Origin of the sequence: Burkholderia cenocepacia (assembly GCF_014211915.1) — a bacterium.
In the GTDB taxonomy this organism is placed as follows: domain Bacteria; phylum Pseudomonadota; class Gammaproteobacteria; order Burkholderiales; family Burkholderiaceae; genus Burkholderia; species Burkholderia orbicola.
In genome coordinates, this window is sequence record NZ_CP060041.1 from 619505 (window position 1) to 632236 (window position 12732).

The 12732-nt window shown below is 66.1% G+C and carries 7 protein-coding genes, 2 tRNA genes and 1 rRNA gene; 9 read left to right on the forward strand and 1 reads right to left on the reverse strand.

Features of this window, described 5'->3' with window-relative positions:
* Positions 1-43: 43 nt before the first annotated feature.
* The 6 genes from SY91_RS32010 (at position 44) to SY91_RS32035 (ending at position 9679) form a co-directional block, all read left to right on the forward strand.
* On the forward strand, positions 44-2029 hold the full coding sequence (locus tag SY91_RS32010) for a gamma-glutamyltransferase family protein (RefSeq protein WP_034175408.1): 1986 nt from the start codon (positions 44-46) through the stop codon (positions 2027-2029).
* Positions 2030-2443: 414 nt separating this feature from the next.
* Positions 2444-2986, forward strand: coding sequence for a hypothetical protein (locus SY91_RS32015; protein ID WP_011549383.1), 543 nt, complete (start codon positions 2444-2446; stop codon positions 2984-2986).
* A gap of 637 nt (positions 2987-3623) precedes the next feature.
* Positions 3624-4901 carry an exonuclease SbcCD subunit D gene (locus tag SY91_RS32020; protein WP_185921441.1) on the forward strand — a complete coding sequence of 426 codons (1278 nt, stop codon included), beginning with the start codon at positions 3624-3626 and terminating at the stop codon, positions 4899-4901.
* The gene (locus SY91_RS32025) at positions 4877-8347 is read left to right on the forward strand and encodes an ATP-binding protein (protein ID WP_185921442.1); all 3471 of its coding nucleotides are present in this window, start codon (positions 4877-4879) and stop codon (positions 8345-8347) included. The genes SY91_RS32020 and SY91_RS32025 overlap by 25 nt, the downstream gene beginning before the upstream one ends.
* A 120-nt stretch (positions 8348-8467) precedes the next feature.
* Entirely contained in the window at positions 8468-8992 is a 525-nt protein-coding gene (locus tag SY91_RS32030) for an HD domain-containing protein (RefSeq protein WP_006489846.1), read from the forward strand.
* A 9-nt stretch (positions 8993-9001) separates the two neighbouring features.
* Positions 9002-9679, forward strand: a complete 678-nt coding sequence (locus SY91_RS32035) for a DUF429 domain-containing protein (protein ID WP_043888527.1) — start codon at positions 9002-9004, stop codon at positions 9677-9679.
* A gap of 153 nt (positions 9680-9832) precedes the next feature.
* Here SY91_RS32035 and SY91_RS32040 read toward each other — a convergent pair whose 3' ends face one another.
* Positions 9833-10303 (reverse strand): hypothetical protein, encoded by a 471-nt coding sequence (locus SY91_RS32040; RefSeq protein WP_011549388.1) that lies wholly within the window; start codon positions 10301-10303, stop codon positions 9833-9835.
* 614 nt (positions 10304-10917) lie between these two features.
* Here SY91_RS32040 and SY91_RS32045 point away from each other — a divergent pair.
* From SY91_RS32045 to SY91_RS32055, 3 genes are all read left to right on the forward strand, one after another.
* Positions 10918-12450 (forward strand): 16S ribosomal RNA (locus SY91_RS32045).
* A gap of 62 nt (positions 12451-12512) precedes the next feature.
* Positions 12513-12589: transfer RNA gene (locus SY91_RS32050), tRNA-Ile, on the forward strand.
* A gap of 41 nt (positions 12590-12630) precedes the next feature.
* Positions 12631-12706, forward strand: a tRNA-Ala gene (locus SY91_RS32055).
* The last annotated feature ends 26 nt before the right edge of the window (positions 12707-12732 follow it).

Sequence of the window (12732 nt, forward strand, 5' to 3'; positions counted from 1 at the left end):
ACGGGATGTCCATCGCAACGATCGACAAGAACATCGGCAGACAATGAACAGAACAGCGATTTTTCCGTATGCGTCCGCGTTGCTCGCGGCTGCCCTGTTGACCGCCTGCGGCGGCGACGTCGAAAACGAGGCGGCCCGCACGACCGCACCGTCCACCGATGCGAGCTGCCTCGCGGTCGACAACAGCGGCGCGACGGTCGTGGTGGGCTCGAACCAGCCGGGCGACCCGTCGCTGCCGGAAGCGTCGTCGGGCTATCGCACCGGGATGAAGCCCGTCTATGCGAAAACGTACCTGGTGGCCACGTCGAACGCGTACGCGAGCGCGGCCGGTTGCGCGGTGCTGAAGAAGGGCGGCACGGCCGCCGACGCGGCGGTCGCCGTGCAGGCCGTGCTCGGCCTGACCGTCCCCGAGGCGACGGGTCTCGGGTCGGGCGGCGTGCTGCTCTACTACGATGCGCGCGGCAAGACGGTGCAGGCATACGACGGGCGCGAAACCGCGCCAGCCGCCGCCACCGAGAACTACCTGCGCTACGTCGACGACGCCACCGATCATTCGGCGCCGCTGCCGAACGCGCGCGCGAGCGGCCGCTCGATCGGCACGATCGGCGTGCCGCGGCTCATCGAGGCGCTGCAACAGGATCACGGTCGCCTGCCGTGGCAGAGCCTGTTCGGCGACGCGATCACGCTGGCGACCAACGGTTTCCCGATCGGCGGCCGGCTGGCCGACGCGATCGCGGCGAACGCCGCGAACCTGAAGCGCGACCCCGAAGCCGCCGCGTATTTCCTGAACGCCGACGGGTCGCCGAAGACGCTCGGCACCGTACTGAAGAATCCCGCCTACGCACGCACGCTGTCGCTGATGGCGCAGTCGGGCGCGAATGCGCTGTACACCGGGCAGATCGCGCAGGACATCGTCGCGAAGATCGCGGCGACCAAGGGCGCGGACGGCTCGACGCTCACGCCGGGCAAGACGACCGTCGCCGATCTCGCCGCGTATCAGGCGAAGCGCCGCGAACCGGTGTGCACGACCTATCGCAGCTACTGGGTGTGCGGGATGCCGCCGCCGTCGTCGGGCGGTATCGCGGTCGCGTCGGCGCTCGGCATTCTCGAGAACTTCGACCTGAAGTCGCTGAAGCCGACGGCGATCGATCTCGAAGGCGGCAAGCCGACCGTCGCGGGCGTTCACCTCGTCACCGAGGCCGAACGGCTCGCGTATGCCGACCGCGACAAGTACGTGGCCGATACCGACTTCGTGCCGCTGCCGGGCGGCACGTGGGACACGTTGCTGAACAAGCCGTACCTGAAATCGCGCGCGGCGCTGATCGACACGACCAAGAGCATGGGCACCGCGCAGCCCGGCAATCTCGGCGCGGTGCCGCTCGGCGTCGACACGACGCTGATCGAGCACGGCACGAACCAGTTCACGATCGTGGACGGCGACGGCAACGTGCTGAGCGCGACGACGACGGTCGAGTCGAGCATGGGCTCCTTCCACATGACCAACGGCTTCCTGCTGAACAACCAGTTGACCGACTTCTCCGCGAATCCGCTCGACACGTCCGGCAATCCGGTGGCCAACCGGCTGCAGCCGGGCAAGCGGCCGCGCAGCTCGATGGCGCCGACGATCGTGTTCGGGCAGGCCGCCGACGGTTCGCGCGGCGACTTCGTGATGGCGACCGGTTCGCCGGGCGGCGGCACGATTCCGCAATACGTGGTCAAGACGCTGGTCGGCGCGCTCGACTGGGGGCTCGACGCGCAGCAGTCGGCGGGCCTCGTCGACTTCGGCGCGAGCAACAGCCCGACCACCACGATCGGCGGCGAGCATCCGAACGTCAACGCGGCGAACAACGGCGCGAACGATCCGCTGATCACGGGGCTGCTCGCGCTCGGGCACAAGGTGTCGACGTCCGCGCAGGCGAGCGGCGTCAACACGGTGATACGCGTGACGGTCGGCCAGTCGCCGGCGTTGCAGGGCGGCACCGATCCGCGTCGCGAAGGCGTCGTGCTCGGCGATACGTTCCGACCGTAACCGGGCAGCATGCGCACGGCTCCGGTCGCTTGTCGGCGGCGGGGGCCGTGCATCATGACGAGGCCGCATCGACGGCCGAGCAAGCCTTATCCCTTCGGAATGCAAACAAAGACGACCGATTTCCCCGATACACGACGATCGGACGAATCGTCGGCGTGAAGCCGTCTGCCGTACCAGCTCACGGTTCATGCATGCCCGTTGTCAAATACGGCGTTCACCCCGCCGCAAGCCCCCGATTGTCAAACAGTGTGAGTCAATCGTCAGCATTTGCAACGGAAGTAACAGTCCCCGCAATTCAATCGTTTTGCCCGGCGGCGCCGCTACATTAGCTTCACCTGCCGCATGTCGCGGTGAGGCATGCGACAAGCCGCTCGAAGGCGGCCCGCAGCAACAACGTCTTTGGGGAGAATGACCATGAACAAGATCCATACGATTCTGCTGGGTGCCGCTCTGACGGCGATGGCGACGTCGGCTGCATTTGCACAGACGGCCCAGACCGGCGCGCAGGGTTCCGCAGGGGTTGGCGCCCAGGTTCAGACGCCGCTGCTCGGCGGCGGCGTGGGCGTGCAGGCCGGCGCTGGCGCGAATGCGGCAGGCTCGGGTGCGGGTGCGGGCAATGTAGTCGGCGGCGCGCTGAGCGGTGTCGGCAAGACGGTCGGCGGCGTGGGCTCGGCAGCCGGCACGGCGGTGGGCGGCGCGACGCAGGCAGTCGGTTCGGCGGCCGGTGCGACGAAGGATGCGGCGGCATCGACCGTGCACGCGACGAAGTCGCACGTGAAGCACGTCGCAAGCTCGACGAAGAGCCATGCGCAAGGCGCGGTGTCGACGGCAGGCGACGTCGCGGGCGGTGCGAAGGCGAAGGCCGGTGAAGCGCTCGAAGGCGCGACGAACTCGGTGCAGGGCGGCGCATCGGTCGGCGTGAAGGGTTCGGCGTCGGCGCAAGGCGGCGCGCTGTAACAAGCGGCACCATTCCGTCACGGCCCGGCCTGCTTCGATGCGGGCCGGGCTTTTTTATCGGCGCGCGGCCACTGCCCATTGCTCGCGCGTCATGCTTAAATAGCAGGGGTTCCGACCACCGGCCGCCACGATGACGGGGCCGGCCGGCATGGGTCAGCATGTCCGATCGATACCGTGACGCGGCGCGTGACAGCAGGTAGCCGGATGCCTGCGTGTGGTGCGACGCACGCGGGGTGATCGGGCGTGTTTTCCTGAATCCCGTTCAACGCCTTGCCGGCTTCCTTCGTTGCGCTCGAAACCGGATTTCGAACCCAACCGCCATATCGAGCGATTGCTGGCCGTCGTTTCGTGAACCGCTCGTTCTTCAGTGGCGCGGTTTCGTTGTCTCGCGATCGCACTGCGGCACAATGGCGATTCGCATCGGTATCGCGTGCTTCCCCACCGTCCGGACCGACGCAGAACGCATGTCGTTATCCGCTTTCAGGTACCATCCCGACCCGCTTGCAACCGGCGGCGCGATCCGGTTCGGCACGCGCCGCGCGTGCCGCGGCAAGTCCGGCGGCGGTCGGAACGACACTTGACGGCACGGGCCCGTGCGAGCGGCGTCGTCCCTTCGCCATGAAACAGAGGAACCTTCGTGAAGTTCATCCACGCGGCAGACATTCACCTTGACAGCCCGTTGCACGGCCTGAGCGCGTATCCCGACGCGCCGGCCGCGCAGTTGCGCAACGCGTCGCGCGAGGCGCTGCGGCAACTCGTGGATCGTGCGATCGAAGAGGAAGTCGCGTTCCTCGTGATCGCGGGCGACCTGTACGACGGCGACTGGAAGGATCACAACACGGGCATCTTCTTCGGCCAGCAGATGGGGCGGTTGCGCCGGGCCGGCATCCGTGCGTTCGTGCTCGGCGGCAACCACGATGCCGAAAGCGAGATGACGAAGAAGCTGACGCTGCCCGACAACGTCACCGTGTTCGGCCACCGCAAGCCGGAGACCGTCCGCCTGCCGGAATTCGACGTCGCGCTGCACGGGCAGAGCTTCAAGGACAAGGCCGTCGTCGACAACCTCGCGATCGGCTATCCGGACCCGGTGCCCGGGTACTACAACATCGGCGTGCTGCATACGGCGCTCGAAGGGTATGCGGCGCATGCGAACTATGCACCGTGCACGCTGGCCGAACTGCATGCGAAAGGCTACGACTACTGGGCGCTCGGCCACGTGCATGAATTCCAGCAATGGACAGGCCCGTCCACCGTCGTGTTTCCCGGCAATCTGCAGGGACGCCATATCCGCGAGACGGGCCGGCGCGGCGCGGTGCTCGTGACGGTCGAGCAAGGCAAGACGCAGGTCGAGCGCCTGTATCTCGACGTGCTGCGCTGGGAAGCCGTGTCGGTCGACGCGTCCGATTGCGTGTCGGTGGCCGATCTGTCGAGAAAGATCGGCCAGTCGCTGGAGGCGCTGTTGACCGTCGACGGCCACGTGCCGCGCGCGGTGCGCGTCACCGTTACCGGGCGCACCCCCGCGCACGGCCTCTTTTTCGGCCGCGCGCCGCAGTTGCGTGCGGAGGTGCTGAACCAGATCGGCATCATCGGCAATGAGCGGCTGTGGCTCGAGAAGGTCCGGCTCGCGACGTCCGCGGCCGATCATCAGCAGGGTGAGAGCGAGCAACTTGAAGCGCTGGAGGACCTGAAGCAGATCCTGGCCGACGCCGCACACGATCCGGATTTCCTCGCGCTGCTCGAACGCGACCTGAAGCCGTTCGTCGGCAAGGTCCGCAGCGACGTGAAGGAGGAGGTGCCGTTGCTGACGATGGCCCGCGCCGGCGAGCTGACCGCGCTGGTCGAGCAGGTCGGGCCCGCGCTGCTCGCGCGGCTGGCGAGGGGGAGTAAGCGATGCGCATCAGTCAGCTCGATCTGATCAAGTACGGCAAGTTCACCGACGAGACGCTGCGGTTCCCGTCGGCCAGCGAGGATTTTCATGTGATCGTCGGGCCGAACGAGGCCGGCAAGTCGACGATCCGCACGGCCGTGTCCGAATTGCTGTTCGGGATGAAGCTGCAGACGCCGCTCGATTTCCTGCACAGCACGCCCGAGTTGCGGATCGGCGGCGTGCTGGAGAGCGGCACGGGCGAACTCGCGTTCCACCGTGCGCGCGGGCGCAGCCCGTTGCGCACGCCCGCCGACGACAAGCTGCCCGACGACTATCTGGCAACCATCCTCGACGGCGCGACGCGCGAGTTCTTCGAGCAGATGTTCGGGCTCGATCACGGGCGGCTGGTCGATGGCGGCCGCAGCATTCTCGACGCATCGGACAAGCTCGGCCAGGTGCTGTTCGAATCGGCTGCCGGGGTCGGCAGCCTGGGGCCGGTGCGCGAGGAACTCGACGCGCGCGCGCTCGAATTGTGGGCGCCGCGTCGCAGCGGCAGCGCGTTCGCGCTGGCCGAAACGGCATTCAACGAAGCCGTCACCGAACTGAAGACGGTCCAGGTGCGTACGCGCGACTGGGTCGATCGCAAGGACGCGCGCGAAGCGGTCGAGCAGCAGATCGAGCAGGCGCGCGCGGAACAGCGCCGGCTCGAAGCGCTGCGCTCGAAGCTCGAACGCGTGCGGCGGCTTGCGCCGTACCTGAAGGAACTGACGGTCAAGGACGCGGCGCTGGCCGAACTGGGCGCGGTCGTCGAGTTGCCGCCGACCGCGTACGCGGATCTGCTGAAGGCGCAGGGCGATCTCGCGGCCGAACAGAAGGTGCTCGAGGAGCGGCGTGCCGATCTGTTCGCGAAGCGGCAGGCGCGCGATGCGATCGCCGCGGACGCCGACACGCTGGCGCTTGAAGCCGATATCGAAGCGCTCGATCGGCTGCGCGGCGCATGCATGAATCACGCGCAGGATCTGCTGCTGCTCGGCGCGGACGTCGAGCGGCACCTGGTAGCCGCGTCGTCGGCGGCCGCGCAGCTCGGCTGGCCGACGGACGAAGCGTCGCTGCGCGCCGTGTTGCCGACGGCGCTGTCGTTGAAGACGGTCGCGAACCTGCTGCGTGAGCACGGCCTGCTGCACCAGGCGCTTGCCGGCGCACGCGAATCGCTCGACGAGCGCACGCGCGAGCTGGCGCAGGTCCGCGAACAACAGGCGCGCCTGTCGACCGTCGACGTGCCGGAAGCGTTGCGCGCGGCGCTGGCCGATGCGCAAGGCTTTCGCAACAGCGGCGCGCGCGAGCAGGCGCTGGCGCACGAAATCGCGGCGGCCGAACGCACGCTGTCCGGCGCGCTCGACGCGCTCGGCCAGTGGCGCATGCCGGTCGATGCGCTGCGTGCGCTCGACGTGCCGTCGGCCGCGCGGCTCGGTGCGCTGCTCAAGGAAGACAGCGAGCGTGCCAGCGCGGCCGCTGCCGCGCGCGACGCGCGGGATGGCGCACTCGAAGAGCTCGAGCGGCTCGAACTGCAGGAGAAGCATTTCGCGGAGAACCACAAGGTCGTCACGACCGCCGACGTGCTGGCGGCGCGTGCGCGGCGCGACGGCGCGTGGGGCGAGATTCGCAGCGGCGCCGTCGATCTCGCCACGGGCGCACCGGCGCTCGACGACGCGATTCGCCTCGCCGACGAACTCGTCGATGCGCAGCTCGGCGCGACCCAGGCCGCGGCGACGCTGCAATCGCTGCGTCAACAGGTCGAATCCGCGCGTGCAGGCGTGACGCGCCGACAAGCCGCGCTGGACGAACGCGAGCGCGAGCTCGCCGCCCATCGCGACGCGTGGGCTGCGCTCGCGACGGCGGCCGCGGTGCCCGGCATGCCGCTGGCGGCGATGGGCGACTGGCTCGCGAAGCGCGACACGGTGTTCGCCGCGCAGGCCGATCTCGATCGTCTGCGCCGCGAATTCGACACGATGCGGGCTACGCGGGCCGGCGCGGAAGCCGCGTTGCGGGCGGCGCTGCTGACGGTATCGCGAGGCGGCGAGGCGGACGGGTTGGCCGCGCTCGTCGCCGTCGCCGAGACGTTTGTCCAGTCGGCCGAGAAAGCGGCCGCACAGAAGGACAGTCTCGACGATCGTGCTCGCGAAGCCGAACGCGGCTGCGCGACCGCGCAGTCGCGGGCCGATCATGCGCAAACGGCTTACGACGCGTGGCAAGCGCAATGGCGCGACGCGCTGGCCGACGCGAAACTGCCCGCGAGCGCGACGACGCTGGCCGCGGCGGAAGGCGCGCTCGGGCTTGCGAATACGGTGACGGCCGAACTGGCCGAGGCCGACGCGCCACGCAACCGGATTGCGACGATCCGCGCGGAGCTGAACGCGCTCGAGGCCGGCGCGCGGCGGCTTGCCGAAGCGCTCGCGCCGGAATGGCTGGCGAGCGGCGACTGGCTGGACGTGGCGCGCCGGCTGACGATGCGTCTCGCGGCCGCCCGGGAAATCGCCCGAGCGATCGATCGTGCCGACGAGGCCGTGCGGCACGCCGACGGCAAGGTCGCGGACGCGGCTGCCGCAGTGGCCGGCGCCGACGCGCGCATCCAGCCGCTGCTGCAACTGGCCGGCGTCGCGTCGATCGACGCGGCGCTGCCGCTGGCCGAGCGCTCGGATCGGCAGCGCCAGCTTCGACAGGCGGTCGACGCCGCGCACGAGGCGCTGGTGCGCGACGGCGACGGGCTGTCCCGGTCCGCCGTCGAGGCCGAGGTGGCGGAACAGGACATCGCCGACGTGCCGGCGCAGCTCGAAGCGGTGAAGCAGTCGCTCGCCGATATCGGCAAGCGGCTGAACGAGCTGTCGCAGCAGCAGGTCGTGGCCGACCAGGCGTTCGGCGCGATCGACGGCCAGGCGAACGCGGCCGTCGCCGAGGCGAAACGGCAGGAGGCGCTGGCGGCGATGGGCGACGCGGCCGAGCAGTATCTGGAGGCGGCCACCGCGAGCCGCTTGCTGAAGTGGGCGACGGATCGCTACCGCGACCAGAAGCAGGGGCCGATGCTGCGGCGCGCGGGCGAGATTTTCGCCGGGCTCACGCTGGGCGAATTCGCGAAGCTGACCGTCGACACCGAACGGACGCCGCCCGCGCTGTATGCGCGGCGCACGAGGGGAAAGTCGGTCGAGGTCGCGGGGCTCAGCGAAGGGACCCGCGATCAGCTGTTCCTCGCGCTGCGGATCGCGGCGCTGGAGTTGCAGCTCGGCAGCCGCACGGCGCTGCCGTTCGTCGCCGACGACCTGTTCATCAATTTCGACGATGCGCGCGCGAAGGCCGGGCTCGATGCGTTGCGCGATCTGTCGACGCGCACGCAGGTGCTGTTCCTGACGCACCACGACCACCTGCTGCCGCTCGTGAGGGATGTATTCGGCGCGCGGGTCAACGTGGTCGAGTTGCAGCGCGCGCCGGCCGGCGCGTGACACGGGGTACGCCGGGATGCCGGCGCACGGGAAGGGTCATCGCGTACAGGTAGTATGAGCAGTTCCGAAACGCACGCGGCCGGTTCCATGGCCGCGGGTCTGGCCACACGAGGGGGGAATATGAAGAAGCTGGTAGCCGCGATTGCGTTCGCGGCGGACAAGCATCGCAATCAGCGGCGCAAGGATGAAGAGGCGTCGCCGTACATCAATCATCCGATCGCGCTCGCCGACGTGCTGGCCAACGAGGCCGGCGTCGAGGACGAACGCGTGATCGTCGCGGCCGTGTTGCACGACACGGTCGAGGATACGGAGACGACCGAGCAGGAGTTGCTGCGGCTGTTCGGCAAGGACGTGGCGGACATCGTGATGGAAGTCACCGACGACAAGTCGCTGCCGAAGGAGGAGCGCAAGCGTCTGCAGGTCGAGCACGCGGCCACCATCAGCCGGCGCGCGAAGCTCGTGAAGCTGGCCGACAAGATTTGCAACCTGCGCGACATCGCCCGGCATCCGCCCGCGGACTGGCCGCTCGAACGCAAGCAGGCGTACTTCGACTGGGCGAAGTCGGTCGTCGACCCGATGCGCGGCGTCCATCCCGGTCTCGAGGCGATCTTCGACACCGCGTACGCCGCGCGGCCGGCGGACTGACGCACGCGCATGTGCTCGGCCCGATTCGCCGCACGACAACCCGCTGCCGTGGCGGGTGTCGACGTCGGCGGCGACAGGAAGCTGTGCGATCTCGTGATCCTGCGTGGCTCGACGGTCGTCTGCCGGGAAGCGCGGATCGCGCCCGAGTCGCTGCCCGCACTGTGTCTCTCCCATGATGTCGTCGCCGTCGGCGTCGACGCACCGAGCCTGTGGTGGACCGGGAGCGGCCGCCGCGCGGCCGAGCAGGCGCTCGCGCGCGAACGGATCTCGTGCTTCCCGACCCCGTCGCGGGAGCAGGCCGTCGCGAGCACGTCGGGCTTCTTCGACTGGATGTTCATGGGGGAGCGCGTCTACCGCGCGCTCGCGGACGCTTATCCGTTATTGACCGACGCGCACTACGCGGGTGGGCGGGCGAGTTTCGAAACCTATCCTTATGCGATTACCTGCGCGATGCTGGGCAAGGCCGTGGCGTCGGCGAAGCAGAAGCGCAACCAGCGCCGGCAACTGCTGGAGCGGCTGGGCATCGACGTATCGACGCTGCGCTCCGTCGATGCGCGCGATGCGACCCTGTGCGCATTGACGGCGCAATACGTAATCGACGGGAACGCGCATGCGTACGGCGATGCGGCGGGCGGATACATCCGCGTGCCGATGATGCGCGAGACGATCGTGCTGGATGCGTCGTAGCGGCGACGTGCGGCTCCGCGCGGGGTGACGGTCGCACGGTGGTCGCTTCGTGCGGGAACCGGCGGCAGGCCCGGCGATGCAGGGGAAGCAGCTAACGGTTGTCGGCGGGCACGACGTGAGTCCGGTGCACCGCGCGGTTCCGGTCGAGCCGGTTCAATCCTCGAGGATGGATGTCGGCACGCTGGACAGGTCGCAGGCTTGTGCTTGCTCGAAGTAGCTGTCCGCATCGTCGATCATCACGACCGCGACGTCGATCAACTCGTCCAGCCGTTGCAGCAGCGATTCCCGCCACTCGATGTCTTCGTCGCGCTCGGGCGTCTTGTCCAGTTGCTCGATGATCGAGTCGGCCGTCTGCAGGAATGGAATTGCTTGCTGATAGTTTTCGATCGAGACCAGCGCCGCATTGCGTGCGCCGACGAGCCGCTCGCGATGCGTGTCCGCCAGTTCGGATTCGCCGCTGATGCGCGGCAACATGTCCGAGATGCGTTGCAGAAGCGGCGGCACCTGTTGTTCCAGCAGGATTGCGCGCTCGCGCAGTGCGGCATATTCGTCGCGAAGGTCGGCGTCGCCGGGTTGAGTCGTGCTGTCCATCATCGATATGAGTGCGTGGTTCGGTCGCGGCATGATACTCGACCGCGCCGGGTTCCTTGCCGGTTCCGCGCCCTCCTATATATGGGAGGGAAGAGACGTGTTCGTCATATCTTTGGAGGGCGGCGCGTGTTGCGTTTTACCGCCCGTCGAGCGCAAAACTTCCGTGCGCGGCAGCGCACGGAGGCCTTTTCAAACTTTCTTCACAAAGCGCTTGCATGGATGGGGGCGGGTGCTTAGAATCACGCCTCTTTCGCGCTAACGGAAACGCAGCGCGGAAGGAAGGGAAGCAGTGCTGTTGAGCCTCGGCGGTAGCGAGCCTCGGCGGTACGGAAGTTGAGCCCCGCGGTCGCAACGAAGTCGTTCAGAAAGTTGTTGACGAGCTGCGAAACACGGTTCATAATCTCGCTTCTCTGCTGCTGAAAACGCAGCGCTGCTGAGGGGTTCGAGATTCCTCGCAGAAACGCTCTTTAAAAATTAACAGCCGATAAGTGTGGGCGCTTGATGGCAGCGAGCTGATCCTCGGATCAGATAGCGAAAGTATCAAGAGTCTCACACTAAAGTAAGTCAGGTTTATGAAGTGATTCATATTCCTGTCAGCTTTGAGTGAGCGACCGGTTCTTAACTGAACCGAAAACAGTAACAGGTTTGAACTGAAGAGTTTGATCCTGGCTCAGATTGAACGCTGGCGGCATGCCTTACACATGCAAGTCGAACGGCAGCACGGGTGCTTGCACCTGGTGGCGAGTGGCGAACGGGTGAGTAATACATCGGAACATGTCCTGTAGTGGGGGATAGCCCGGCGAAAGCCGGATTAATACCGCATACGATCTACGGATGAAAGCGGGGGACCTTCGGGCCTCGCGCTATAGGGTTGGCCGATGGCTGATTAGCTAGTTGGTGGGGTAAAGGCCTACCAAGGCGACGATCAGTAGCTGGTCTGAGAGGACGACCAGCCACACTGGGACTGAGACACGGCCCAGACTCCTACGGGAGGCAGCAGTGGGGAATTTTGGACAATGGGCGAAAGCCTGATCCAGCAATGCCGCGTGTGTGAAGAAGGCCTTCGGGTTGTAAAGCACTTTTGTCCGGAAAGAAATCCTTGGCTCTAATACAGTCGGGGGATGACGGTACCGGAAGAATAAGCACCGGCTAACTACGTGCCAGCAGCCGCGGTAATACGTAGGGTGCGAGCGTTAATCGGAATTACTGGGCGTAAAGCGTGCGCAGGCGGTTTGCTAAGACCGATGTGAAATCCCCGGGCTCAACCTGGGAACTGCATTGGTGACTGGCAGGCTAGAGTATGGCAGAGGGGGGTAGAATTCCACGTGTAGCAGTGAAATGCGTAGAGATGTGGAGGAATACCGATGGCGAAGGCAGCCCCCTGGGCCAATACTGACGCTCATGCACGAAAGCGTGGGGAGCAAACAGGATTAGATACCCTGGTAGTCCACGCCCTAAACGATGTCAACTAGTTGTTGGGGATTCATTTCCTTAGTAACGTAGCTAACGCGTGAAGTTGACCGCCTGGGGAGTACGGTCGCAAGATTAAAACTCAAAGGAATTGACGGGGACCCGCACAAGCGGTGGATGATGTGGATTAATTCGATGCAACGCGAAAAACCTTACCTACCCTTGACATGGTCGGAATCCTGCTGAGAGGTGGGAGTGCTCGAAAGAGAACCGGCGCACAGGTGCTGCATGGCTGTCGTCAGCTCGTGTCGTGAGATGTTGGGTTAAGTCCCGCAACGAGCGCAACCCTTGTCCTTAGTTGCTACGCAAGAGCACTCTAAGGAGACTGCCGGTGACAAACCGGAGGAAGGTGGGGATGACGTCAAGTCCTCATGGCCCTTATGGGTAGGGCTTCACACGTCATACAATGGTCGGAACAGAGGGTTGCCAACCCGCGAGGGGGAGCTAATCCCAGAAAACCGATCGTAGTCCGGATTGCACTCTGCAACTCGAGTGCATGAAGCTGGAATCGCTAGTAATCGCGGATCAGCATGCCGCGGTGAATACGTTCCCGGGTCTTGTACACACCGCCCGTCACACCATGGGAGTGGGTTTTACCAGAAGTGGCTAGTCTAACCGCAAGGAGGACGGTCACCACGGTAGGATTCATGACTGGGGTGAAGTCGTAACAAGGTAGCCGTATCGGAAGGTGCGGCTGGATCACCTCCTTTCCAGAGCTTCTCGCAAAGTTGAGCGCTCACGCTTATCGGCTGTAAATTAAAGACAGACTCAGGGGTCTGTAGCTCAGTCGGTTAGAGCACCGTCTTGATAAGGCGGGGGTCGTTGGTTCGAATCCAACCAGACCCACCACCGTCTTGTGTGGCGGTACACACCTGAGGAATTCTGTACATGGGGGCATAGCTCAGCTGGGAGAGCACCTGCTTTGCAAGCAGGGGGTCGTCGGTTCGATCCCGTCTGCCTCCACCAATCACCAACGCTAAGGGCTTGGTTCA